This window comes from Thalassospira sp. HF15, from assembly GCF_011806525.1.
Taxonomy (GTDB): Bacteria; Pseudomonadota; Alphaproteobacteria; order Rhodospirillales; family Thalassospiraceae; genus Thalassospira.
Map to the genome: position 1 here is coordinate 80,890 of NZ_JAAVKI010000005.1, position 24,058 is coordinate 104,947.

Annotated in this window: 22 protein-coding genes; 9 read left to right on the forward strand and 13 right to left on the reverse strand. The window is 55.8% G+C overall.

Annotation, left to right across the window (positions count from 1 at the left end; translation table 11 throughout):
- Positions 1 to 234: 234 nt before the first annotated feature.
- Positions 235 to 1,266, forward strand: a complete 1,032-nt coding sequence (locus HED22_RS12345; protein WP_167722615.1) for a LacI family DNA-binding transcriptional regulator — start codon at positions 235 to 237, stop codon at positions 1,264 to 1,266.
- A 4-nt stretch (positions 1,267 to 1,270) separates the two neighbouring features.
- Here the strand turns inward: HED22_RS12345 and HED22_RS12350 are convergent, their stop codons facing one another.
- Entirely contained in the window at positions 1,271 to 1,759 is a 489-nt protein-coding gene (locus HED22_RS12350; RefSeq protein ID WP_167722618.1) for a VOC family protein, read from the reverse strand.
- A 455-nt stretch (positions 1,760 to 2,214) separates the two neighbouring features.
- Between HED22_RS12350 and nspC the strand changes: the two genes are divergently transcribed.
- A complete protein-coding gene (gene nspC, locus HED22_RS12355) occupies positions 2,215 to 3,312 on the forward strand; it encodes a carboxynorspermidine decarboxylase (protein WP_167722621.1) in 1,098 nt (365 codons plus the stop codon).
- A gap of 79 nt (positions 3,313 to 3,391) precedes the next feature.
- A complete protein-coding gene (locus tag HED22_RS12360; protein ID WP_167722624.1) occupies positions 3,392 to 4,633 on the forward strand; it encodes a saccharopine dehydrogenase family protein in 1,242 nt (413 codons plus the stop codon).
- Positions 4,634 to 4,726: 93 nt separating this feature from the next.
- Here HED22_RS12360 and HED22_RS12365 read toward each other — a convergent pair whose 3' ends face one another.
- Positions 4,727 to 5,887, reverse strand: a complete 1,161-nt coding sequence (locus HED22_RS12365) for an MFS transporter (RefSeq protein WP_167722627.1) — start codon at positions 5,885 to 5,887, stop codon at positions 4,727 to 4,729.
- A 125-nt stretch (positions 5,888 to 6,012) separates the two neighbouring features.
- On the reverse strand, positions 6,013 to 6,450 hold the full coding sequence (locus tag HED22_RS12370) for an Lrp/AsnC family transcriptional regulator (protein WP_167722630.1): 438 nt from the start codon (positions 6,448 to 6,450) through the stop codon (positions 6,013 to 6,015).
- A gap of 225 nt (positions 6,451 to 6,675) precedes the next feature.
- On the opposite strand from HED22_RS12370, the gene HED22_RS12375 reads away from it, so the two are divergent.
- Complete coding sequence (locus tag HED22_RS12375) at positions 6,676 to 6,897, forward strand: hypothetical protein (protein ID WP_167722632.1); 222 nt, start codon at positions 6,676 to 6,678, stop codon at positions 6,895 to 6,897.
- A 100-nt stretch (positions 6,898 to 6,997) separates the two neighbouring features.
- Here the strand turns inward: HED22_RS12375 and HED22_RS12380 are convergent, their stop codons facing one another.
- The 4 genes from HED22_RS12380 to HED22_RS12395 form a co-directional block, all read right to left on the reverse strand.
- Complete coding sequence (locus HED22_RS12380; protein ID WP_167722634.1) at positions 6,998 to 8,221, reverse strand: amidohydrolase family protein; 1,224 nt, start codon at positions 8,219 to 8,221, stop codon at positions 6,998 to 7,000.
- Positions 8,214 to 10,778 carry a branched-chain amino acid ABC transporter ATP-binding protein/permease gene (locus HED22_RS12385; RefSeq protein ID WP_167722636.1) on the reverse strand — a complete coding sequence of 855 codons (2,565 nt, stop codon included), beginning with the start codon at positions 10,776 to 10,778 and terminating at the stop codon, positions 8,214 to 8,216. Before HED22_RS12385 ends, HED22_RS12380 begins: the two co-directional genes overlap by 8 nt.
- Complete coding sequence (locus HED22_RS12390) at positions 10,778 to 11,653, reverse strand: branched-chain amino acid ABC transporter permease (protein WP_167722638.1); 876 nt, start codon at positions 11,651 to 11,653, stop codon at positions 10,778 to 10,780. The genes HED22_RS12385 and HED22_RS12390 overlap by 1 nt, the downstream gene beginning before the upstream one ends.
- 105 nt (positions 11,654 to 11,758) lie before the next feature.
- Positions 11,759 to 12,946, reverse strand: coding sequence for an ABC transporter substrate-binding protein (locus tag HED22_RS12395; RefSeq protein ID WP_175581233.1), 1,188 nt, complete (start codon positions 12,944 to 12,946; stop codon positions 11,759 to 11,761).
- A 269-nt stretch (positions 12,947 to 13,215) separates the two neighbouring features.
- Here HED22_RS12395 and HED22_RS12400 point away from each other — a divergent pair, with 269 nt between their 5' ends.
- A complete protein-coding gene (locus HED22_RS12400) occupies positions 13,216 to 13,641 on the forward strand; it encodes a nuclear transport factor 2 family protein (RefSeq protein ID WP_167722641.1) in 426 nt (141 codons plus the stop codon).
- 94 nt (positions 13,642 to 13,735) lie between these two features.
- Here the strand turns inward: HED22_RS12400 and HED22_RS12405 are convergent, their stop codons facing one another.
- Complete coding sequence (locus HED22_RS12405) at positions 13,736 to 14,449, reverse strand: GntR family transcriptional regulator (protein ID WP_167722643.1); 714 nt, start codon at positions 14,447 to 14,449, stop codon at positions 13,736 to 13,738.
- 140 nt (positions 14,450 to 14,589) lie between these two features.
- On the opposite strand from HED22_RS12405, the gene HED22_RS12410 reads away from it, so the two are divergent.
- On the forward strand, positions 14,590 to 16,182 hold the full coding sequence (locus HED22_RS12410; protein WP_217701889.1) for a gamma-glutamyltransferase family protein: 1,593 nt from the start codon (positions 14,590 to 14,592) through the stop codon (positions 16,180 to 16,182).
- 132 nt (positions 16,183 to 16,314) lie between these two features.
- Here HED22_RS12410 and HED22_RS12415 read toward each other — a convergent pair whose 3' ends face one another.
- From HED22_RS12415 to HED22_RS12435, 5 genes are all read right to left on the reverse strand, one after another.
- Positions 16,315 to 17,067 carry an ABC transporter ATP-binding protein gene (locus HED22_RS12415; RefSeq protein ID WP_167722645.1) on the reverse strand — a complete coding sequence of 251 codons (753 nt, stop codon included), beginning with the start codon at positions 17,065 to 17,067 and terminating at the stop codon, positions 16,315 to 16,317.
- Positions 17,064 to 17,825 carry an ABC transporter ATP-binding protein gene (locus HED22_RS12420; RefSeq protein WP_167722647.1) on the reverse strand — a complete coding sequence of 254 codons (762 nt, stop codon included), beginning with the start codon at positions 17,823 to 17,825 and terminating at the stop codon, positions 17,064 to 17,066. Before HED22_RS12420 ends, HED22_RS12415 begins: the two co-directional genes overlap by 4 nt.
- 3 nt (positions 17,826 to 17,828) lie before the next feature.
- Positions 17,829 to 19,007, reverse strand: coding sequence for a branched-chain amino acid ABC transporter permease (locus HED22_RS12425; RefSeq protein ID WP_167722649.1), 1,179 nt, complete (start codon positions 19,005 to 19,007; stop codon positions 17,829 to 17,831).
- A gap of 4 nt (positions 19,008 to 19,011) precedes the next feature.
- Positions 19,012 to 20,028 (reverse strand): branched-chain amino acid ABC transporter permease, encoded by a 1,017-nt coding sequence (locus HED22_RS12430; protein ID WP_167722651.1) that lies wholly within the window; start codon positions 20,026 to 20,028, stop codon positions 19,012 to 19,014.
- A 120-nt stretch (positions 20,029 to 20,148) separates the two neighbouring features.
- Positions 20,149 to 21,510 carry an ABC transporter substrate-binding protein gene (locus tag HED22_RS12435; protein ID WP_167722654.1) on the reverse strand — a complete coding sequence of 454 codons (1,362 nt, stop codon included), beginning with the start codon at positions 21,508 to 21,510 and terminating at the stop codon, positions 20,149 to 20,151.
- A 203-nt stretch (positions 21,511 to 21,713) separates the two neighbouring features.
- On the opposite strand from HED22_RS12435, the gene HED22_RS12440 reads away from it, so the two are divergent.
- From HED22_RS12440 to HED22_RS12450, 3 genes are all read left to right on the forward strand, one after another.
- Positions 21,714 to 23,291, forward strand: a complete 1,578-nt coding sequence (locus HED22_RS12440) for a helix-turn-helix domain-containing protein (protein ID WP_167722656.1) — start codon at positions 21,714 to 21,716, stop codon at positions 23,289 to 23,291.
- Positions 23,292 to 23,409: 118 nt separating this feature from the next.
- Positions 23,410 to 23,793 carry a response regulator transcription factor gene (locus HED22_RS12445; protein ID WP_167722658.1) on the forward strand — a complete coding sequence of 128 codons (384 nt, stop codon included), beginning with the start codon at positions 23,410 to 23,412 and terminating at the stop codon, positions 23,791 to 23,793.
- Complete coding sequence (locus tag HED22_RS12450; protein WP_167722660.1) at positions 23,744 to 24,055, forward strand: hypothetical protein; 312 nt, start codon at positions 23,744 to 23,746, stop codon at positions 24,053 to 24,055. Before HED22_RS12445 ends, HED22_RS12450 begins: the two co-directional genes overlap by 50 nt.
- The last annotated feature ends 3 nt before the right edge of the window (positions 24,056 to 24,058 follow it).

Genomic DNA, 24,058 nt, shown 5'->3' on the forward strand with positions numbered 1-24,058 from the left:
TAATTTGTCGAAAAACCTTGAAAGATGCATATCTTCCTGCGGTTTTCCTCCGCGTATCCGCACAAATCCGGTCAACCATCTAAACCAAATTAGTGGGCCCTGACCCTCGCCCTGTGTAAACGTTTTCATTTTTAATGTAAACCTTTACATTTCTCTCCGAGTGACCAAAATCACCTGCCACATCGGATATGCAATGCCGCTGGACAGTCTGCGACCGGCGGAGTAGGAAGAAGAATGACCGAAAAAATCGCGACGATTGAAGATGTTGCCCGCCAGGCAGGCGTGTCTATTGCCACTGTCAGCCGGGCCTTGCACAAACCCGATGTGGTTTCCGAAACCACACGCGAAAAAGTGCAAACCGCCATCGCCGCGACCGGTTACACCGCCAATGTCATGGCGCGAAACCTGCGTCTGAACCGTTCGGGCATGATCCTGTTGCTGGTGCCCGATATCGGAAACCCGTTCTTCTCGTCGATTCTCTCGGGCATTGAAAAGGGTGCCAGTCAGGCGGGCTATAACGTTCTGATTGGTGATACGCAAAACGATCCCGAACGCGAAGCAACCTATGCCGCCTATCTGCGCAGCAATCAGGCCGATGCCATGATTTTGCTGAATGGCAGGCTGCCCGCCCCACTCGCCAAGGCCCCGGCAAATGCGACCTCACCGGTGGTGATTGCCTGCGAACGCATTCCCGGATGTGCGTTGCCAACCGTGATCATTGATAATGACGAGGCATCCTTTGTCGCCACCCGCCATCTGATTGATCTGGGCCATACCCGCATTGCCCATGTCAGCGGCCCGACGGGCAACATCCTGACCACGGACCGCGTGACCGGCTATCGCCGGGCGCTGAAATCGGCGGGCATCACAAGTGAGCCAAACCTGATTTATCGCGGTGATTTTTCCATCGATTCCGGGATTGCGGCGGGCCGTGCCCTGTTGGCAGATGCCAAAACCCGACCGACGGCGGTGTGTTGTGCCAGTGATGGCATGGCCATCGGGGTGATTGTCGCGGCCAAGGAAGTCGGGCTTCGCATCCCGCAAGATCTATCGGTTGTCGGCTTTGACGACATCCCGCATGCCGCGGCCTATGACCCGCCAATCACCACCGTGCGTCAACCGCGCCGCCGTCTTGGCGAACAGGCCATCGCCCTGCTTTTGGATCGGCTGGGATCAAAAATCCCGTCTGCGCACCATGACAGCGGCCCGGTGATCGTCCCGACCGAACTGATCATCCGTCAAAGCACCGGCCCCTGCCCCTCTTAACTGCTTAACTGCCCGAAATCTTCTGCCATTCGCCGAAGACCGACCGGGCATTTCCCTCGTGATCCTCGCCGGATTTGGCAATTTCGGAGGCAAAAATTTCAAACCGGATGCCGTTGGGATCGCGCATGTAGAGACGGCGCGACTTGCCGTCATCCTCGCTGTGATACACCACCTTGTGCTGGAACAGGTGGTTTTGCCAGGCAATCACATCGCGCGGGGCATCACACCGCAACCCGATATGAAACACATCATCAGGCATTTCCGGGTCATCCGGATAAGGCCCGGTATCGGCCGGCCAGTCAAAAAATGACAGCCGCGTGCCATCGGGCAAGGTATAGGTGATCAGCAAATAATCGGATTTCCACGACGGGCTATAGCCACTTTCCGCATGAACAAGTGTCGCCCCCACCACCTTGGAATAAAAATGGTCGGTGGCTTCGAGATCGCGGGTCGGAAAAGCAAGATGGTCAACACTTACAGGTGCAGGTGACATGGGCCTCCTCCGTCTGAATGTATCCCTGTTATGATCGCTGCGACATCCGTCACACCTGATGGTACGCGCAAGCAGCATCCATGATCAACAGATGGGGCAATAGCGTTTGGAAATCAATGCAATTGCCCCTTGATCAAACCGTCACGAAACCACAACATGCACAGACACGCGAAATCGCCTAATAAAGGCGACATTGCAGTATTGACCGCCCCCGCCCCCGCTGCTATTGGGACGCAGCAAAACCCATTGGCAGCACCCCGAAGGATGGAGGCATCTGATGAATGAATACAGTTTATCTGTCTCCGTCTATTGGATGACGCACCGTCAGGCCGATCACTAGACGCAGGCGCGCTGCCACCAGATTGGTGATTTTGCCCAAACCCGGAACTTTTAAGCCTGATCGCGCGTTCCGAGTTAATCCGCATTCCCCGTGACATAGTTGTAGAGAGCCCTCCATGCCCGCAACGCCCTATTACCTACTCGACAAGTCCAAGCTGCTGCGCAACATGGAAAAGATCGCCTATGTGCGCGAACATTCCGGCGCCAAGGCGTTGCTGGCGCTTAAATGCTTTGCGACCTGGTCGGTGTTTGACTTCATGTCGGACTACATGGATGGCACCACATCGTCGTCGCTTTATGAGGTCAAGCTGGGCCGTCAGAAATTCGGCAAGGAAACGCATGCCTACAGTGTCGCCTATTCCGATGATGAAATCGGCGAGGTGATCGAAAATGCCGACAAGATCATTTTCAATTCCATCAGCCAGCTGACCCGCTTTGCCGATCACGCATCCGGCATTGTCCGTGGATTGCGCCTGAACCCGCAGGTCTCGACCTCAAGCTTTGATCTTGCCGATCCGGCCCGCCCGTTTTCGCGGCTGGGCGAATGGGACGTTGCCAAGGTCGAAGCGGTGATGGATCAGATTTCCGGCTTCATGATCCACAATAACTGCGAAAATGCCGACTTTGATCTGTTTGATCGCATGCTGACCGATATCGAAGAAAAGTTCGGGTCGCTTCTGTCGCGCGTTGAATGGGTCAGCCTCGGCGGCGGCATTCACTTCACGGGCGATGACTATCCGCTCGATAAATTCTGTGCGCGGCTTAAGGCCTTTTCGGAAAAGTTCGGCGTGCAGGTTTATCTTGAGCCCGGCGAAGCCTCGATCACCAACAGCACCACCCTTGAGGTCACGGTGCTTGATACCCTGTTTAACGGCAAAAACCTTGCCATCGTCGATAGCTCGATCGAAGCGCACATGCTCGATCTTCTGATCTATCGCGAAAATGCCAAGGTGCTGCCAAACACGGGCGATCATTCCTACATGATTTGCGGCAAGTCCTGCCTTGCCGGCGACGTATTTGGCGAATTTGATTTCGAAAACGAGATCAAGGTCGGCGACCGTATCTCCATTCAGGATGCGGCTGGCTACACCATGGTGAAAAAGAACTGGTTTAACGGGGTCGGCATGCCGTCCATCGTGATCCGGGAACTCGACGGAACAGAGCGCATCGTGCGTGAGTTCACCTTTGACGACTACGTTTCGAGCCTTTCGTAATTAGCGAAAGCGCAGTTTTCATAGCGAACCGGAGCACGCAGTGCTCCACCTCTCAAAACAGGGGAGTTTTTGGCCCGACATGAAAAAGAATGTTCTGATTATCGGCGCAGGTGGCGTCGCCCAGGTCGTTGCACATAAATGCGCGCAGCATAATGACGTGCTTGGCGATATTCATATCGCATCGCGCACGGCATCCAAGTGCCAGGCCATCATCGACAGCATCCATGAAAAGAAAAATCTCAAGAACCCCGGCGTTCTAGAAGGTCACGCGCTGGATGCCACCGACGTTGATGCAACCGCAGCCCTGATCGAAAAAACCGGCTGCCAGATCGTCATCAATGTCGGCTCTGCCTTCATCAACATGCCGGTCATGTCGGCCTGCATTAAAACCGGTGTCGCCTATCTTGATACCGCCATCCATGAAGAGCAGGACAAAATCTGCGAAAACCCGCCATGGTATGCCAACTATGAATGGAAGCGCCGCGAAGAATGCGAAGCCGCTGGCACCACCGCAATCCTTGGTGTCGGCTTTGATCCGGGTGTGGTGAACGCCTATGCCAAACTGGCGGTCGAAGACTATTTCGACAAGATTGACTCAATTGACATCATCGACATCAACGCTGGCAGCCACGGCAAATACTTTGCCACCAACTTCGATCCGGAAATCAACTTCCGCGAATTTACCGGCACGGTCTATTCCTGGCAGGACAGCAAATGGCAGTCGAACAAGATGTTCGAGATCAAAAAGATCTGGGACATGCCGGTTGTCGGCGAAAGCCAGACCTTCATGACCGGCCATGACGAGGTCCATTCCCTGTCGCAGAACCTTGATGTGCCAAATGTGCGTTTCTGGATGGGCTTTGGCGATCACTACGTCAATGTCTTCACGGTTCTGAACAATATCGGCCTTCTGTCCGAAAAACCGGTGACCACGGCCGAGGGACAGGAAGTCGTACCGCTGAAGGTCGTCAAGGCCTGCCTGCCAGATCCAAGCTCCTTGGCACCGGAATATACCGGCAAGACCTGCATCGGTGATCTGGTCAAGGGCACGAAGGACGGCAAGGAAACCGAAGTCCTGATCTATAACGTGGCCGACCACAAGGACGCCTACAACGAAGTCGGAAGCCAGGGCATTTCCTACACCGCTGGTGTTCCGCCCGTCGCGGCTGCGATGCTGATCGCCACCGGCGAATGGGATGTGAAAAAGATGGCAAACGTTGAAGACCTGCCATCCAAACCGTTCCTGAACTTGCTGAACGGCATGGGTCTTCCGACCCGCATCAAGGATGCCAACGGCGACCGCGCGCTCGACTTCTCCTAAGCGACATACTCAGACACACATGCAAATGGCGGGTTTCGACCCGCCATTTTCGTTTTTTCGATCCATGTGGATTGGATTGAACGTGGTTTCGCCTCAGGCACTTCGCCAACTGACGATCACACCGCAAATCACCAAAACGGACCCAAGCCCGGCCATGGCGGCAAAGCCGAACCCGGCATAAATCGGCCCCATGATCATCGGCCCGGCAAACACCGCCGAATAGGTCACCGCACTATTAAGCCCCATCACCGCCCCGCGGGCATCGGACGCCTGACGGTTCAGCGACACCACCATCGCATTCAGGCCAAGCTGATTCAGCATCCCCCAAATGGCGGTTCCCGCCAATGCACTGATCTGGCTTTGCAGGGTCAATCCCCAGGTGGCATAGCTTGTCGCAATCGCGATCAACACCAAACACAGATACCCACGGGTAATTTTGGGCGATACCACACCCAGAACAAATCCCATGGCGCCAAATCCGATGCCATAGGCCATGACATACATACCGCTTCCCTGTGCTGTCAGGCCAAAGGCCGTGCGCACACCAACCCCGAAAAAGGCAAAACAGCCGTAAAAGGCCGTCATGTAAACCAGCATCACCGCCAACAGTTGCCAAACACCGGGCAGCCAGAACGCGCGTAACGGCGATGTCCGCGTCGTCATCCCGCCACGCACATCCGACAGCAAAATCACCAAAACACCGGCCACCAGAACCGACAAACCAGCCATCAGGAAATAAACCATCCGCCAGCCAAATTGCTCGGTAATGAAGGCTGCGGCGGGGACTGCCACCACCAGTGATAACGCCCACCCGGTCAGAACCACGCCAAGCCGCGCGGCCTCGCGCCCTTTGGGCGCTGTGGCGGTGACCGTGGCATAGGATCCCGGCAACAAGACACCAACCGCCACCCCGGCCAGTGCCTGCGACAGACACAACCACATCCAATGCTGGCTCAGCGCGCTTGAAACCTGCGCCACGGCCAAAAGAAGGGCCGCACCTCCCAAAACACGACCAACCGACATCCGGTCGATCATCCCCGCCAGGGTCAATGCCGACACCGCCGTCGCCGCGCCAAACGCCGAAATCGCCCAAGCCACATGATAGGTTTGCGTCGAAAGCCCACCTGCCACTTCTGACAGGATCGGACTTAAAACAAATGAATTCGCCCCGACAAGCAGCACAGCCCCAAGCAAGGCCAGTACCTTCACTTGCCGAATAGCATTCGGATTCTCTTCCACATTCTGGCTTGTCATGAAAGCGAGTGTTAGCGCGTGCAGCTGATCAGGCAAGGAAATTCGCTAAATGCCAAGCCAAAAAAAACAGGCTTCAAATTGACAAGGCTTAAACAAAAAAAACGCGGGCACGCTGCTTGCCACCTTTATTTCAGCGACCCCAAAACCGCCAGACTTTCATAGCGTTTGACATAGGGTTCGTGAAATACCCGCTCGACAAATTCGCTGTATTCTTCCATGTCGCCAACCTGAATCCGCAACACAAAATCATGCGCCCCGGTCACATGATGGCACTGCACAACTTCAGGCATTTTGGCAAAGGCATCACGCATCAGCATAAAACGATCCGGGCGGTCGCGTTCCATGGTCAGAAGCACGATCACTGTCATCTTCTTGCCAAACACCTTGGGCGAGACAATCGCAACATCGCGCTCAATCACCCCGGTTTCACGCAAACGCTGCACCCGGCGCAAACAGGCTGCTGCAGACAGCCCGACCTTTTCTGCCAGTTCATTGCCTGTCAGGCGGCTGTTTTCCTGCAACAGTTCCAGCAGGCGACGGTCAAATTTATCGAGTTCCGCCAAGGTTCAGTATCCCAAAAGATGATGTAACACCCTGTGTGCAAACATGACTGATGCGGCCTGAGAAAGAAAATCGTTTTTGTCGAATCATTGCGAAAATCTCGCACGGATTTGCGAACTTTGCGCGCTGTTTCACATAATCGAAGCGTAAATTGCTTGTGGGTTCGAAGGAAACTTTGTTCCCTTATTAGCAAATCAAACTAGCGAGCCAGCATCATGCCAGCACAGATGACACATACCTCCCTCGCCGCCACCACCAATGTTGCGCCGGTTTCGGGCGCATCTGTTTGGCGCTGGCTTGTCCTTTTGCATCGCCAATGGGCCGATGCCCGCAAATTGTCCCGTGACATGGATTTTCTGCGCAATGCGCCCAGCAATCTGCTGGATGATATCGGTATTGAACGCTGCGAAGTTGACATCACCTGCAAGTACGGCCGTTCACCGAAATAACGCCTGATACCCAGCAAACAGGTGCCCCACCCTGTTAGCAAAAAAGCCTGTCCGTGCAGTGATGCATCGACAGGCTTTTTGTTTGAAAACGCTGCATTTTTTATGCCGGTGTGAACAACCGGGCGGCGGGATGTTCGAAGGTCACCCGCCCATCTTTCATGCCCCAAATCGGGCGGCTGATTTCGGAGACCACTTGGGCCCGACTTTGCGCGGGCAAGACGATGAAACTGGCCGCTTCGCCAACTGCGATCTTGTTCGATCGGCCGAGAAGTTTGGCCGGGGCGTCTGACACCATGGCAAAGCAGGTTTCAAGTTCGGCCTCGGTCGCAAGCTGGCTGACATTGGCATAAAGGTTTGCCATACGTGACAGCGAACAATCGCCATAGGGCGTAAACGGGTTCAGCACATTGTTGGTCGCAATCGTGCAGCACAGACCATGTTCCGCAAGCTTGTGCGCCGGGGCCACGCCGCACGGCACAGAATGATCATGATCGCGCCCGGTCAGGAACAGGTCGGTCGCGGGCAATACGGTCAGGCCGATCCCGGCATCGCGCATGATGGCAATGGTGTCTTCAAGTTCGGGTTTGGGCAGCACCGACAGCTTGGTCACATGGCCGATCATCACTCGGCCCTGCCAGCCAAAGGCGATGGATTGTTTGGCGACTTCATCCAGATGCCGCCAGCTGGCATCAAGGTCGAAATCAAGATGGAAATCCAGATCGACATCGTATTCGCGCGCCATTTCAAACAGGCGCAGGATCTGACCATTCGGATCGGTATCCATATAAGGACAGCCACCCAGCAGATCAGCCCCGTTATCAAGCGCCTCGCGCAACAGTTCCTCGGTGCCGGGATAGTTAAACAGGCCTTCCTGGGGGAAGACGCAAATTTCGATATCCATTGCCCAGGCATAATCGGCCTTGAGCCGCTTGATGGCGTCAAAGCCCGCCAAGCCGATGCCCGGATCAATTTCCACATGGGTGCGCACCGCATTGGTGCCCTCGGTAATTGCCTTTTCAATCACACGCGCACCACGGGCGTAGATATCATCCTCGGTAAAGCCGCTTTTGGCATTGGCGACCGCACTAATCGCACCCTTTAACGTGCCGGTTTCGTTTTTGGCACGATCCAGGATGCAGGCCTTATCAAGGTGGATATGGCTTTCAACAAAGCCCGGGCTGATCAACTGACCCGCAGCATCAAAGCTTGGGGCGTCGCCGCCAATCGACGTGCCAATTTCAACAATCTTTCCGTTCGCCACGGCCAGATCGACAAGCGAACTTTCACCGGGCAGGCAGGCGTTCCTCACCAGATAATCAAGCATGTTCGTGTGCTCCCTGTTCAGGGTTATTATTGCCTTGTTCAGCACCACCAAGATAAGCAGCAATCAGACGTTCGTCCTGCCGCAAATCGGCAGCCTTGCCCTTGGCGACCACCTGCCCCTGTTCAAGGACATAGGCGTAATCGGCCACCGAAAGTGCCATGGTTGCCATCTGATCGACCAGAAGGATGGTGACACCCTCGTCGCGCAATTCGCCCAGAATGGCGTAGAGCTCCTCGACCATGGCCGGCGCCAGACCAAGCGATGGTTCATCCAGCAACAGCGCCTTGGGCTTGGCGACCAAACCACGCGCAATTGCCATCATTTGCTGTTCCCCACCTGACAACAAACCGGCCTGGCTGTTGATGCGATCGCGCAGACGCGGGAAACGGTTCAGGATGGCTTCAAGTTCATCGGAACTAACCGGTTTGGGTTGCTTATAAGCCCCCAATTCGATGTTTTCGCGCACGGTCAGTTCCGGGAAAACCTGACGGCCTTCGGGCACCAGAACCAAGCCCTGCTGCACGATCTGATGCGGGGCAAGGTCATGGATATACTCGTTGTTCAAAACGATCTTGCCATCCACGGGGCGCAGCAACCCGGCCAGTGCGGTCAGGAAGGTTGACTTGCCCGCACCGTTTGCGCCCAAGAGTGCGACCATTTCGCCCTGACGGACTTTAAGATCGATGGAATGCAGAACCGGTGCGGCACCGTAACCAGCCGTGAGACGCAGGGTTTCAATCACCGGGGAGTCCCCAGCCTCAAACGGGATCGGACGCGGGCGGGCCTTCATTTCACCATCGCCAAGATAGGCGGCAATGACCTGCGGGTCTTTTTGAACGGCCTGGGGTGTATCAAAGATGATCGGTGTGCCGGCATCAACCGCCAAAATCTGATCGGAAATGCCCATGACCATTTCCATATCATGTTCTACCAGAACCACGGTAATCCCGGCATCGGCCAGCTGGCGCAGCAATTTCGCCAGTGACACCTTATCGGCATGCATCAGACCAGCAGCCGGTTCATCCAGCAACAGCACACCGGGCTTGGTGGCAAGGGACCGGGCAATTTCAACCAGCCTGCGATCGACATGCGGCAAATCACCGGCACGGGCATCGATATCCCCGCCATAGCCACAAAAGGCCAGAAGCCCGGCGGCATGGTTGCGGTTGGCGTCTGAGGCAATCGCACTGAACGGCTTGCCAAAGCGGCCAACCGGAATGCCCGCAATCACATTGTCGATCACTGACATATTTTCAAACAAACGGGTCGCCTGATAGGTGCGCGCAATGCCATTGCGGGCGGCAAAATCGGTCGGCTTGCCAGCGATGTCCTGATCGCCGATGCAAACAGTTCCTTCGGTTGGTTTGTAAAACCCGCTGATGATGTTCAGAAGCGTGGTTTTACCCGCCCCGTTCGGGCCGATGATCGATGTCACATCACCCGGCTTGGCGGTAAAGGACACGCGATTGACCGCCTTTACCCCGCCAAAGGCAATGGACAGGTTTTCAACCACCAGCCCATCTGATTTGGCGTAGGCTTTCAATCCTGCCTCGATCTCGTTGGCCGGGGTTGCGGTGACACCGCGCTTGATCAGCGGGATGAAGCGCGCGATCACGCCGACAATGCCGCGCGGGGCAATCAACAGAACCACGATCAAAAGACCACCAAAAATCAGCAGGCGATATTCGGCAAAGTCGGCGAGAAATTCCGGCAGCAGCACCGAGACCGAAGCCCCCACCAGCGGCCCCAGAACCGTGCCCGCCCCGCCCAGAATGACGGCAAACAGATACAGGATTGATTGGCTGAGCGGGAAATTGGAAGGAGCGATAAACATCATAAGCGGCGCAAACAACGCCCCGGCAAGCCCCGCCATGGCAGCCGCAATGGCAAAGCCGGTCGCCTTGACGGCAAAGGCGTTATAGCCCAGCGAACTTGCGGCAATTTCGGCATCGCGCATGCTGGTCATCGCCATGCCCCAGCCACTGATCGCCAAACGGCGGAACGCCAAAAGCGCGACCCCGGCCAGAACAACGCACAGCATGACAAGGTCACGTTCGCTAAACATATAGCCAAACAGTTCGGGCATCGGGAAGCCCATCAGGCCATTTTGCCCACCGGTGAGCACCCGCCATTCAATCGCGCCATGTTCGACAATAAAGGCAAAGGCAATCGTCACCATGGCAAGGAACGGCCCCGCCATCCGCACCGCCGAAAGGGCCAAGACGCAGCCCGCCAATCCGGCAATCACGGTGGCAGCAATCAGTGCCAGCCAGAAATTCAGCCCCGCCAAGGTCAAGATCGCACTGGCATAGGCGCCGATGGCAAAGAAACCAACCTGCCCCAGCGACACAAGACCGGTCAGGCCATACAAAACGTTCAAGCCAACACATAAAACCGTGGTGATGGCGACAAGACCGATGACGAACTGGGTATAGCCGCCCGTGATGGCAACGCCGATCAATCCGGCGATGATGGCAGCGAGGATCGTCACATCAAGGGCGACGGGTTTGTTGAGTTTGGGCATGGGATTTTTAAGCTTCATATCGCGTTTCATCATCAGACCTTCTTGATCGCAGCACGGCCAAACAGGCCACTGGGTTTGATGGTCAGAACCGCGATGACAAGCGCGAAGACGACGATGAAGGTGTAGGACGAACCGAGATAGGTGGTCACACCGGCCTCAACCAAGCCATAGATAAAGCCAGCCAACATCACGCTATAAGCCGATGTCATGCCGCCCAGAATGGCCACCGCAAAGGCCTTAAGACCAAACAGCGTGCCCATATCCGAATGCACCGAAAATAGCGGCGCAATCAAAAGCCCGGCACAGCCCGCCAGCATGGATGAAATGGCAAAGGACCCGGTTACCATCAATGTGGTGTTGATCCCCATCAGCTTGGCCGCCTGTTGGTTTTGCACAACGGCCAAAAGGGCGCGACCATGACGGGTCCGGCGGAACAGCGCATTCAGCGCCAAGGCCACACCAATGGCGGCAGCCGGGATCAGGATTTGTTGCGGATAAACACCGGTGCCAAACACATTCCAGCTTTCACCGACAAGGGCGGATGGCAGCGTGCGGGGTTCATTGCCAAAGGTAAACAGCACGGCGTTATCAAGCAAAATACCACCTGCGACAGTTGCCATCAGCCAGGCTTCGGAATTGCGAACGGCAAATGGGCGGACAAGGAAAAATTCCACCATGATACCGGCAAGCCCGCAGCACAGAATGGCCAGCGGATAGCCGACAATGACCGGGAAACCGTATCGCTCGCAAAACACAAAGCCCAGAACGGCGCCCAGCATCACCATCGACCCTTGGGCAAAATTGACCTTGGAGGACACCGAATAAGTAATCTGGAAGCCAAGCGCGATCAGGCCATACATACTGCCCAGACCGATGCCGGTTATCAGAGCTGCGATTAAGAGTGTCATTGCCAGTTGCCTGCTTATGCCGTGCACATGCGTGCATCATTTAAAATGGATAAATCCCCGGATGGCGCGCATTGGGGAACGCGCCATCCGAGTTTGATAAAGTGCTTATTTGATCGGAATGATCTGGCCTTCGACGAAATGCGCGAAGGTGTAGTCTTCCGGACCAAGCGCATCCTGATCGTCCGGGGTGAACGGCGTGTCATAGGTTTTGATCATGCCTTCAACACCGCTGATTTCGTACATGGCTTCGCGAATGGCGGGACCATCGGTCGAACCGGCCTTTTCAATCGCCGCTGCGATCAGAAGGGTCGCGTCATAGGCATTGGCAATGCCCGTTGCCGGGGTTACGTCGGCAAGGGTTTCGATCTCCGGGAATTTTTCCTGAAGTTTGACGAACATCGGATTGGCCGGATCGGTAAACAGATAGGTCTGGATGAAATGGACTTTTTCGCCCGACTTGCCTGCCAGTTCGGTGAAGCGGCCACCGGCCGGACCCCAATGCGAGGAAATCGGAACATCCCAACCCATACGATCAAGCGACTTGATCACCTGTGCGGTCGGGGCCACGTTGGCAACGACGAACAGGGAATCAGCGCCATTTTCCTTCAGACGGGTCAGCTGCGGGACAACATCAACGTCGTTTGATTCAAACTTTTCGATCCCGGCATGGTCCATGCCGCGTTTTTCAAGCGCCTTGAGCAAGCCCTTTTCATTCGACTCCCCCCAAGGGTTGTTGATCAGGATCATGCCCGGTTTCTTGGCACCGTAATTGGCGATCAGATATTCGGTGATGGCTTCATCGACATATTCATCAACGGCCGAAACACGGAAGACATAGTTTTCATCCGCACCGTTTTTGGTGATGCCGGTGCCAGCGGCCCATGGACCGATGAACGGAATTTTCTGTTGGTTAACGTACGGCACGATGGCAAAGGATACCGGCGTATCAAGACCGCCAATGATCGCAGCAACGCCTTCGCGCTGGGCAAGTTCACGGGCGGCAACCAGCCCCTTGCCCGGGTTGCTTTCATCATCACGCGATACAAGTTCAAGCGGCTTGCCCAGAACGCCACCCTCGGCATTGATCTTGTCCATCGCAAGCGTAATGCCGCGGGTGATGGCTTCACCCGATTTGGCCGACTGGCCGCTAAGGGCGGCAACAAGGCCAAGCTTGATGGTGTCGTCTGCACGGGCATCATGGGCAGGCAGAACTGCGGCAAACATCATTGCAGCAGCCGCGCCCAGAAGGGCGGCACGTCGTGTTATTCTTGGCAAAGGCGAAGAAATAGGCATGTGAGACTCCCTGATTATGTGTCTGCGTCGTCCGGCGTCGCAAATGCGTGTTGCGCACCAAATCGTCACCGCACTGCAGCAAAGGCCATGCCAAGAATCAGAATCATTTAAAATCAACGCTTTGCGAATTTTTCTGTTACTCCTCAAAGCAGAAATGCCTCATGTATACGCAAATTGCATGCAATTTTTGCATAAAATTAGTGCATGCAAAATTTCTGCACAGCGTTTATGCTGTTTCAGATCAATTGCCGATAACAGAGGACCTTCTAATGAGTGACCAGACCGCGGAAAATGTGCTTGATACCTTGCCGCCAGAGGCGCAGACGGTGCGTGATTTTCTTGATGCATCCATGAAGCCCGACCCGGAACTGGCCGCGACTTTTATGTCGGATGATGTCGTCATCACCTTTACTGACGGTCAGAAATACGACCACCCGTCGGGCACGACCGCCTTTAACGCGGCACGTTATAAATGGGTGAAAAAGAAGTTCGGCCAGTTCGATGTTGCGCAGACCAATGGCCAGACTGTTGTGTACAGCACCGGCTGGCTGTATGGCGAATGGCCCGATGGCACCCCGTTTGAAGGCAACCGGTACATCGACCGTTTCGTGATTGAAAACGGCAAGATCGTCAAAATGGATGTCTGGAATGAAAGCGCGGAACGCATTCTGATCCGCAAGGGCATCAAGGCATAGCTGCGATTGCATGCAACACATACAGACCATACAGCAAATCTTTTGCCCGCCATTGCAGATGGCGGGTTATCAGCTGTGTGATCGCAGTGGTGAATTAGGCCCCTCCGTCGCGGACCTTCTTGGCATAGGGTTCCAGCGCGTCGAGATACAGAAGCGGCCCGCCTTCCTCAGTCGTAAACAGGGCCCGGTCGGCAACCGCCGTCAGATGATGGCGCATCAGTTTGCGCGCCGCGTCCTCGTCCCCCTTGGACAGGGCCTCGATGATCTGGCGGTGTTCCTGAATACCGCAATCGGTCGAATGCGGGCGGGCATAGAGCGACAAGGTCAGGCCGCAGCGATAGCCGATTTCCTCAACATAACGCAGGAGGACCGGGCTTCCGGCAAGCTTTGCCAAAAGGATGTGAAATTCAGTGGCAAGCCGGATCGAAATTGGTTCGGACGCGTTTTCGGCCTCGACTTCCTTGGCAAGGTGGGCTTCAAGCTCGGCCAGCAATTCCGGGCTCATATTCTTGATCACCCGGCTGATGACAAGGTCTTCGATCTGGGTGCGAAGTTCAAACAGATCGCGGGCTTCTTCAAGGCTGGGCTTGGCAACCATCGCACCCTTGTTGCGCCGAAGCTCCACCAGACCTTCGGCGGCAAGCCGTTCAAGCGACTGGCGAATCAGGGTTCGACTGACGCCGAAACGCTCACCCAGCGAATCTTCGGGCAGCTTCATGCCGGGCATCAACACGCGTTCGAGAATTGCCGAACGCAATGCCGAACTGATCATGTCTGTGCGATGCTTTGCCTTGTCCGCAGCTTTCATCCCGATCCGCCAAGTTTCTTGTTTCGAAGATTTTATTACCTGCGCTTGTATAAAGGATTGCATGCAATTTCACCAGAACCGATCCACGCGCAACCCGAACCAATTTAAACGCAACCACTTTGGCTGAAAGAACCAGGCCCATGACCGCACACCCAAATCCATCCAAACATCGCGCCATGGTGACAAGCCCCAGCACGGCAGCCAGCGAAGCCGGGGCGCAAGTCTTGCGCGATGGCGGCACCGCGATTGAAGCGGTTGTCGCGACAACCGCCGTGTTAGCGGTAACCTACCCGCATTTCTGCGGTATTGGCGGTGATGCGGTGTGGATGGTTTCCGATGACACCGGAAGCGTGCAGTCTTTCCTTGGTATTGGTCAGGCGGCTGGAAACGGTGGCGATAACATCACGCCGGGTACCCCAATCCCGTTGCGTGGTCCGGGATCCACGCTGACCACGGCCTGTACAGTGGATTCCTGGCAACACGCACTTGATCATTCGGCAAGCAACTGGGGCGGGACCAAAAGCCTGTCGGAGCTGATCACACCCGCGATTGACCTAGCAGAAAACGGTTTTGCGATCAGTCCGTCACAATGCTTCTGGCTTGATTTCCGCAAAGAGGAAATCGCCAATTGGCAGGGTTTCATGGATGTCTTCACCCCAGAGGGTCGCATGCCCAATGCCGGCGAAACCTTCCAGCAGCCGCAACTGGCCAACAGCCTGAAACGCATTGCCGAATTTGGTGCGCGTGATTTTTATGAAGGCGGGCTTGCGGATCAGATTATCAAGGGCCTGTCGGCAGCCCGATCGCCGATCACCAAAGCTGATCTAGCAAAAACCCATACCAGAACCGTCGATGCGGTTTCACTTCCTTATGGTGACGTGACCCTGTTTGCCCCGCCTGCCCCAACGCAAGGGCTGGCGACACTTATGACCATGGGTGTGTTGCGCGAACTGGGTGACAAGGACTGGGCCGAAGGAACAGCGGATCACTACCATCTGGTGGTTGAGGCGATCAAACGCGCATTCTTGAAGCGCGATCAGATCGCCGACCCCGCTTTCACCGACACCGATTTTGCAGCCCTTCTCGACCAGGCCGGGTTGGCATCCGATGCCAAAGACATCTCGCCCACCAAGGCACTTGAATGGCCGTATCCGTTCCGGCATGGCGATACAGTGTTCCTTGCCGCCAAGGACGCCAATGGCAATTGCGCAAGTGTCTTGCAAAGCACCTATTTCGATTGGGGCAGCGGGGTTGTCGCGGGCGATACCGGCATTGTCTGGCAAAATCGCGGGGCGGCGTTTAGCACCGATCCCGCCCACCCGAATGCCTTCGCACCCGGCAAGCTTCCGTTCTATACGCTGAACCCCGGCATGGCGCTGAAAGACGGCAAGCCGCATTTGCTCTATGGGACGCAAGGCGCCGACGGACAGCCGCAAACGCTTGCCATGCTGTTAACCCGGTTGCTTGATTTCGGCCTGTCGCCGGCGGACGCCCTTGCCAAGCCGCGCTTTCTGTTGGGCAAGACGTTTTCAGATACCAATGACAGCCTGAAACTTGAAGTCGATGCCGGGGATGACGTGTTTGACGAACTGGCCGAACGTGGCCACATCCTGCGCGCCATTGAGCAACAAAGTGCGCTTGCCGGTCAGGCCGGGATCATTCGCATCGAGGGTGACGGCTTTGTCGATGGTGCACATGATCCGCGCAGTGACGGTATGGCGATTGGCGTCTGAGCCGCCATCTGCACAACACCCTACACACAACGGAAAAGGCCGCGCCCCGTAGGCACGGCCTTACCTGTTCCGAAGCCCCCCTTACAACTAAGCTTCGGAAACTTCCCCCCAAGCAAAAGATGCTAGAAAGACTCAGATCGCAAGGTACTGATCACGCAGTTCCTCATCATCCAGAACAGCCTGCGCGGTCCCGTCAAAGACGATCTCGCCGCTATCCATGATGATGGCACGGTCAGCCAGTTTCAGGGCCGCAATCGCATTCTGCTCAACAATGATGGTGGTAATGCCAAGCTTCTTGACGTTTTGCAGCGTCTTTTCGATTTCCTGAACAATGACCGGTGCCAGACCTTCATAAGGCTCATCAAGCAGCAGGAGCTTGATGTCGCGGGCCAGTGCACGGCCAATCGCCAGCATCTGCTGTTCGCCACCGGAAAGGGTGATGGCTTCCTGTTCCGCCCTTTCGCCAAGGCGCGGGAACAGTTCATAGATGCGCTGGATCGACCAGCCATGCGGCTCGGCGATCTGGGCAAGTTCAAGGTTCTGCTGAACCGTCATGCCCGGAATGATGCGCCGATCTTCCGGCACAAGCTGCAGGCCGAGGCGTGCAGCCTGCCATGCCTTCATTTCGTGCAACGGCTGGTGATCAAGCCAGATTTCACCGTGCTTGAGCTCCGGATCCCCCATGCGCGCAAGGGTACGCAGCGTTGAGGTCTTGCCCGCCCCGTTACGTCCGAGAAGGGCAAGAATTTCACCCTCGCGGATGTCAAAGGACAGCCCCTGGACGATGTAGCTTTCACCGTAATAGGCGTGGATGTCATAGACCGAGAAAAACGCCGGATCTCCACCCTTTTTGCGGACGGGTTCCTGTTTTGGCAAAGCGTTCATACCGTTTCCCCTCCGAGATAGGCTTCCTTGACCCGTGGGTCGTTACGTACTTCTTCGGGCGTGCCTTCACAAATGATGGCGCCCTGAGCCAATACACTGATGCGATCAGCCAAGCTGAACACAACATGCATGTCGTGTTCAATGATCACCTTGGTCATGCCGCGTTCCTTGATCCGTTTGAGCAGATCAATCGTGCGGTTGGTGTCATGGCGGGACATACCCGCTGTCGGCTCATCGAGCAGGAACAGCTTGGGATGCTGGCCAAGGCACATGGCCAGTTCCAGACGGCGTTTGTCACCACGTGACATGGAGCCGGCAAGATGATCCTTGTGTTCAAGCAGACCGACGTCTTCAAGAAGATGCTCGGCATGTTCGAGGACTTCTTTCTCCGCAAACAGGCTGCTGAGGAAGTTCATCTTGAAAATGCCTTCGCGCTTGGCAAAGGCCGGGACCATCACATTTTGCAAAAGCGACAGTTCCGGGAAGATTTCCGGCGTCTGGAAAACACGTGCAACACCAAGCTGGTTGATCTCGTGCGGTTCCTTGCCGGTCAGAACCTGATCGCCAAGCAACACACGACCGCGGCTTGGCGCAAGGCGCCCGACAATCACGTTCAGCAATGTCGATTTGCCTGCACCGTTTGGCCCGATGATTGCGTGCACGGTGCCTTCCTTGACCCGAAGGTTGATATCGGAAAGCGCCTGCAGACCGCCAAAGTTCTTGTCGACGTCGGTGACGTCAAGAATGTATTCGGACATGGATCAGACCTCCCCCGCCGATGTTTGTTCTTTTTCTTTGCTTTCATGGCCGTCGGATTTCGGCTCGGACTTGTTACGCTTGAACAGCAGACGCGACAGGCGACTGATACCTTCCATGATGCCACCGGGCAGGAAGATCACGATCAGCATGAAGACAAGGCCAAGGGTCAGATGCCAACCTTCGCCAACAAACAGGCCGACCACGGATGCAACCGGGTGCGCCAGCCAGTCCGGCAGGAAGGAGAAGGCGTTAAGCAGAACGGTATCGTTAAAGGCCGAGAAGATGTTCTCGAAATACTTGATGATACCAGCGCCGAGAAGCGGACCAATCAGCGTCCCAACACCACCAAGGATCGTGATCAGAACGACCTCGCCCGATGCAGTCCACTGCATGCGCTCGGCCCCTGCCAGCGGATCGGTCACCGCCAGAAGCGAACCGGCAAGACCGGCATACATGCCCGAGATGACAAAGGCCGTCATCAGATAGGGACGCGTGCTGAACCCGGTATAGCCCATGCGGTTCTGGTTTGACTTGATCGCGCGCAGCTTAAGCCCGAACGGCGAGCGGAAGATACGCAGATAGATGAAGAACGAAATCAGCATCAGGGCCGCACAGATATAGAAGCCCGAATACCCGATCCCCTCAATCCCGAACAGGTTCGGGGTCGGAAGCGATCCGTCCGGAACGATGCCCGACATGTGATCAAGAACGCGCGGGTCGGACTGTTCAAGCTGCAGACCGGTTTCACCGTTGGTGATCGGGGTCAGAACCGAATAGGCCAGGTTATAGGACATCTGCGCAAAGGCCAGTGTCAGGATCGAGAAGTAAATCCCCGAACGACGCAAAGACACAAAGCCGATGGCGAGCGCAAACAGACCGGACAGAACCGTGCCAAATATCATCGCCGGAATGACGTTCATCGACAGCAGCTTGAACGACCAGACGGCGGTGTACGATCCGACACCCAGAAAGGCCGCGTGACCAAAGGACAGATAACCGGTCAGACCAAACAGAATGTTATAGCCGATGGCAAAGATGCCAAAGATCATGAACTTCTGCATCAGATCAGGGTAGGCCGCCCCGAAGGGCTGCAACCACAAAGGCATGGTCAGGACCACGGCCGAAAGGATGGCCATGAAGATCATATCTTTTTTGGGCGAGACGATTTTTGTATTGGACATTTTTTTAGCTCTCCATCACGCCCCGGCGTCCCAGCAAACCACGCGGACGGGTCAGCAGAATGACGACGGCAACAAGGTAGATGATGATCTGGTCAATCCCGGGGAAGATGTCTTTCACCTCGGTCATGGACGAGAAGGACTGCAGAATCCCGAGCAGGAAGCCAGCGGCCACCGCACCGGGCAAAGAGCCCATACCACCCACAACAACGACAACGAATGACAGCACCAGGAAGTCCATGCCCAGATGGTAATCCGGGGGAAGAACCGGCGTATACATCACACCTGCCAGACCCGCGACCACGGCCGCGATGCCAAACACAATCGTAAAGCGACGTTCAATATTGATGCCCAGAAGTTCGACCGTTTCACGGTCAGCCATCCCGGCACGCACCACCATCCCGTAGGTGGTGAAATGCAGGAACGAGAAGACCAAACCGATGGTCACCAGCGAGAACGCCAGATAAATCAGACGCCACCACGGATAAACCACAGCTTCGCCCAGACCAAAGATCGCACCAACGGCTGCAGAACCCGAAACGATATCAGGTGCCCCTTGCGGGATCGGGTTTGCGCCAAAGGTCGCCTTGACCAGTTCCTGAAGAACAATGGCCAGACCAAAGGTCACAAGAATCTGCTCGGCGTGAGGACGCTTGTAGAAATACCGGATGAGAGATCGTTCCATGACAATGCCGATTAACAACATCACCGGTATTGCCAGGATGATCGATAACGGTACCGACCAGTCAATGATCGCCGTTCCGGTATCGCCAAACCACAGTTCGAGGTAAGGCGTTTCCTTGTAGGCGTCAAAGAAGGTGACCGACTCATCCTTGACCTTGACCGAGAGGGTCAAAAGTTTTTCCAGAGTTACCGCGCAAAACGCGCCCATCATGAAGATGGCACCATGCGCGAAGTTCACCACGCCAAGCGTGCCGAACACCAGGGTCAGACCAAGTGCAATCAGTGCATATGCACCGCCCTTGTCCAGACCATTCAGGATTTGAAGAAATATAGCGTCCATCAGTTATCCGCCGCGTATTCGTAAGGGGACTTAGTCAAAAGTCGTATAGGCCGAGGCCAGAGGGCAAACGGGCCGGCCATTGGGAGATGGCCGGCCCTGCTTGCATCAATGTTGGGTGTATCAGACCTGATACGGACCCAGTTCTCCGCCGAACATATCGGCCGGATATTCGACCTGTGCACGCGGAACGTTCTTGACGACTTCGAGAAGGTCGAAGTTGGACTGCGGGTTTTCTTTACCACGCACAACCAGAACGTCTTTGAAGCACTGGTGATCTTCTGCACGATACAGGGTCGGGCCGTTGCCCGCGCCATCGAACTCGAAGCCTTCGAGCTGTTTGATGACTTCCCAAGGTGCGAAGGTACCGGCCATTTCGCAGGCGTTTGCATAAAGCAGCGTCTGGACGTAGCAGGTGTGTGCAGCCTGGGACGGCGGGAAGCCGTATTCCTGACCGAACGATTTCACGAAGGCCTGCGAACCGGCATCCGTCAGCGACCAGTGCCAGTTGGTGGTACCAAGGATACCTTTTGCAGCTTCGCCAGCACCCTGTGCCATCAGGCGGGAATACAGCGGAACAACGATTTCGAAGTTCTTGCCATTCACCTGCTTGTCACGCAGACCGAACTGAACAGCCTGGGTCAGGGAGTTGACCATGTCCTTACCATAGTGGTTCAGGATCAGGACATCTGCGCCAGAGTTCAGAACCGGGGTGATGTACTGCGAGAAGTCACCAGCACCAACCGGGGTACGAACGGTGTTCACAGTTTCCCAACCGATATTCTCGGTCGCGGCCTTGATCGATTCTTCCTGGGTCCAGCCCCAGGTGTAATCAGCCGTCAGGTGGTAAGCGCGGCGCTCGTTGCCATACTCATCAAGCAGAACCGGCGCGATCGCCTGGCCGGACATGTAAGCGTTGAAGAAGTGGCGGAAGCCATAACGCTTTTTGTCTTTACCTGTGGTGTCGTTCGAGTGGGTCAGACCCGCCATGAAGATGACGCCCATTTCCTGGCAAAGACCCTGCACGGCAATTGCCACACCAGAGGACGAACCACCGGTGACCATTGCCACATTGTCTTTTTCAATCATACGCTTTGCAGAAGCACGCGCAGCATCGGACTTGGTCTGGGTATCACCGGTCACGAACTCGACCTTCTTGCCGAGGATGCCGTTACCCTTGAGCTCAAGCGGCTTGATGGTATTGAGCATACCACCGTCGCCTTCGCCGTTGATGTGCTTGACCGCAAGCTGGTAGGCACGCAATTCGTCAGCACCCTCATCGGCATACGGGCCGGTCTGCGGCACGTTGAAACCGAGTTTGACGCTGGCAGCGCTACCCGGATCGCCACGGAAGGTCTGGGCATGCGCGTTCTTGATGAAATGCATCGGGAAAGTGCCGCCGATGAGGGCTGCACCAGTGGTTGCCGCGGAACCCTTAAGGATCGTACGACGAGATACATTTCCGATAAGCTTAGTCTCCGACATGGTTTTCCTCCCCAATGTCTTGGGATCTGTTTCAGAGAAATCTGAGGTCTGTTTTCTGGTTCTTTTTTTTTAACGACCTGACAAAACAATGAGGAGCAATTGAAAATGAATCAACACCTAGTTGATATAAAACAGTTTTTTTGTAAATATATATGTGACCGTTGTGAAAATTTGTAAATCTTGTCAACAGGTAAGACTTTAGTATGGCGCGACAGGCCCCCATCGGACACCGCATTCGCGGTCGGCGAAAAGACATCGGAATGACCCAGAATGCCTTGGCAAAGGCTGCTGGCATCTCGGCTTCCTACCTTAATCTGATCGAACATAACCGCCGCTCCATTGGCGGCGGATTGCTGATGCGGATCGCCGAGGCGCTTGAAATTCAGCCGCACACATTATCAGGATCCGAGGAAAGCCGATTGCTGTCCGATCTGGCCGAGGCCGCCTCGGACCCGGTGTTTCGCACAACCCCGGTTGAAAGCCGCGAGTTCCCGGCCATGATCGCCGCAGCCCCGGGCATGATCACCGCGTTCCTGTCCCTTTACCGGGCCTATCGCAGTGGCCTTGATGATATAGATGCCCTGTCCGAGCGGCTCAGCCACGACCCGTTCCTGACCGAAGCCAGCCATTCGATCCTGACGCGAATCACCTCGATCCGCACCGTGGCCGAGATTTTTGATGACTATGACGACCTTGCACCGGATCAACGCGCCCGGTTTAACGCGACCTTGGTGCGCGAGTCCCAGCGCCTTGCAGAATCCGCGACCGAGATTTTCAACTTTCTTGAACGCGGGGAAGCCGGTCGCCCGGCCGCCAGCCCGGCCGAGGAAGTCGACGATCTGCTTTATGACAATGCCAACCACTTCCCGACCCTGGAAGAACACGCCAACAAGATGCGTCCGATCATTGATCCGGACGGCGGGCTTTATCTGACAGATCTGATCAATTATCTCGAAAACAGTCACAAGACACGGATCGAACGCCTGCCATCCGAGGAATTCCTGACAGGCGGCCACCAGTGGGATGCCAAAAACAATACATTGCGCATTTCGCGCGCCCTTCCGATCACCTCAGCACGTTTTCAGGCTGCCCGCACCATCTGTCGGCTCGAAGCGGCCGATCCGATCAATGAAATCATTGAGCGCGCCCAAATCGGCAGCACGGCCGGACAGGTTCGCGCATCCGAGGCCCTGATTTCATATGCTGCTGCGGCCTTGCTGTTTCCCTATGACCTGTTTCTGGATGATGCGCGCAGCATGCGCCATGACATCGAATTGTTGCAGCAACGCTATGCGGCAAGCTGGGAACAAATCTGCCACCGCCTGACGACACTCCGCCGTCCGGGCGCCGAAGGCATTCCATTCCATCTGGTGCGTACCGACATTGCCGGAAACATTTCCAAACGCTTTTCGGCATCCGGCCTGCAATTGCCACGCTATGGCGGGGCCTGCCCGCGCTGGGTCGTGCACGAAGCCTATACCGCGCCCGAACGCGTCATTCCGCAGTTTGTCCGCCTGCCGGACAACAGCGAATATCTGTTTGTCGCGCGCGCGCTTAGATCCGGTGCCGGGGGATATGGCGTGCCGCGTTCAGTGCATTCGGTGATGATCGGTTGCGACACGGCGTTTTCAAATGACGTTGTCTATGGCGACCGACTGTCGCTGGATCGCCCGGAATCCGCCGTTCCGGTCGGGATTGCATGCCGCCAGTGCCCGCGCGAAGACTGCGCCCAACGCGCCTATGAAATGGCTGATGGCACGCCTAAAACAACCGCGAAATAGCTGGCAGTTGCCTGTTAAAGTGAAGCCTTATGTATACCACCCCAAAGTAGCATTATCATTCAGACCATAAGCCGCTAGGATTGGGAATATAACAATCCGAAAAATCGGGAGAACGTCCTTGAATGAGAGACCAAAGGTCTTGATTGCCGAAGACGAGGAAACCATTGTCGAATCACTCAGCTTTCTGATGGAAAAGGAAGGCTATGATGTTAGCGTCGCCACAGATGGCCGGACCGCAATTTCCATGATTGCGCGCGACATCCCGGATATGGTTTTGCTTGATGTAATGATGCCCGTTTGCGACGGGTTTGAAGTCGTGCGCGCAGCGCGCAATGACCCCAATACCCGACAAATTCCGATCATGATGCTGACGGCCAAAACCCGCGAGGTGGACCGGCGCAAGGGGCTTGAGCTTGGCGTGGATGATTTTGTCACCAAGCCATTCTCGACACGTGACGTCGTATCCCGGGTCAAAGCCCTGCTGGAACGCGCAGAAAACTGAAACGCGGTTTGCGTTCCGCATCAACTGGCAGGAGGCCCCCATCACACCGCCACGCAGACTTACCGAACGCGCCCTTGTCCTGATGCTGGTGGCCCTGTTCATCTGGCTGCCGCCGATTGTGGGGATGTTTTCGCTTGATGGCACGATCCTTGGCCTGCCGATCCTGTTTGTCTATTTCTTTGCCGGATGGGCAATTCTGATTGCGCTTTGCGCCATTCTGACACGCGCGCTGCGCCACGCTGCCCAGACCGAGAGGAAATAGCCC

Coding starts and splice junctions, on each gene's coding strand:
- HED22_RS12410 (WP_217701889.1), top strand. CDS start 14,590: ATGACCGCACACCCAAATCCATCCAAACATCGCGCCATGGTGACAAGC.
- HED22_RS12365 (WP_167722627.1), bottom strand. CDS start 5,887: ATGACAAGCCAGAATGTGGAAGAGAATCCGAATGCTATTCGGCAAGTG.
- HED22_RS12430 (WP_167722651.1), bottom strand. CDS start 20,028: ATGGACGCTATATTTCTTCAAATCCTGAATGGTCTGGACAAGGGCGGT.
- HED22_RS12440 (WP_167722656.1), top strand. CDS start 21,714: ATGGCGCGACAGGCCCCCATCGGACACCGCATTCGCGGTCGGCGAAAA.
- HED22_RS12380 (WP_167722634.1), bottom strand. CDS start 8,221: ATGCTTGATTATCTGGTGAGGAACGCCTGCCTGCCCGGTGAAAGTTCG.
- nspC (WP_167722621.1), top strand. CDS start 2,215: ATGCCCGCAACGCCCTATTACCTACTCGACAAGTCCAAGCTGCTGCGC.
- HED22_RS12395 (WP_175581233.1), bottom strand. CDS start 12,946: ATGCCTATTTCTTCGCCTTTGCCAAGAATAACACGACGTGCCGCCCTT.
- HED22_RS12345 (WP_167722615.1), top strand. CDS start 235: ATGACCGAAAAAATCGCGACGATTGAAGATGTTGCCCGCCAGGCAGGC.
- HED22_RS12390 (WP_167722638.1), bottom strand. CDS start 11,653: ATGACACTCTTAATCGCAGCTCTGATAACCGGCATCGGTCTGGGCAGT.
- HED22_RS12415 (WP_167722645.1), bottom strand. CDS start 17,067: ATGAACGCTTTGCCAAAACAGGAACCCGTCCGCAAAAAGGGTGGAGAT.
- HED22_RS12400 (WP_167722641.1), top strand. CDS start 13,216: ATGAGTGACCAGACCGCGGAAAATGTGCTTGATACCTTGCCGCCAGAG.
- HED22_RS12425 (WP_167722649.1), bottom strand. CDS start 19,007: ATGTCCAATACAAAAATCGTCTCGCCCAAAAAAGATATGATCTTCATG.
- HED22_RS12385 (WP_167722636.1), bottom strand. CDS start 10,778: ATGATGAAACGCGATATGAAGCTTAAAAATCCCATGCCCAAACTCAAC.
- HED22_RS12350 (WP_167722618.1), bottom strand. CDS start 1,759: ATGTCACCTGCACCTGTAAGTGTTGACCATCTTGCTTTTCCGACCCGC.
- HED22_RS12435 (WP_167722654.1), bottom strand. CDS start 21,510: ATGTCGGAGACTAAGCTTATCGGAAATGTATCTCGTCGTACGATCCTT.
- HED22_RS12375 (WP_167722632.1), top strand. CDS start 6,676: ATGACACATACCTCCCTCGCCGCCACCACCAATGTTGCGCCGGTTTCG.
- HED22_RS12360 (WP_167722624.1), top strand. CDS start 3,392: ATGAAAAAGAATGTTCTGATTATCGGCGCAGGTGGCGTCGCCCAGGTC.
- HED22_RS12405 (WP_167722643.1), bottom strand. CDS start 14,449: ATGAAAGCTGCGGACAAGGCAAAGCATCGCACAGACATGATCAGTTCG.
- HED22_RS12420 (WP_167722647.1), bottom strand. CDS start 17,825: ATGTCCGAATACATTCTTGACGTCACCGACGTCGACAAGAACTTTGGC.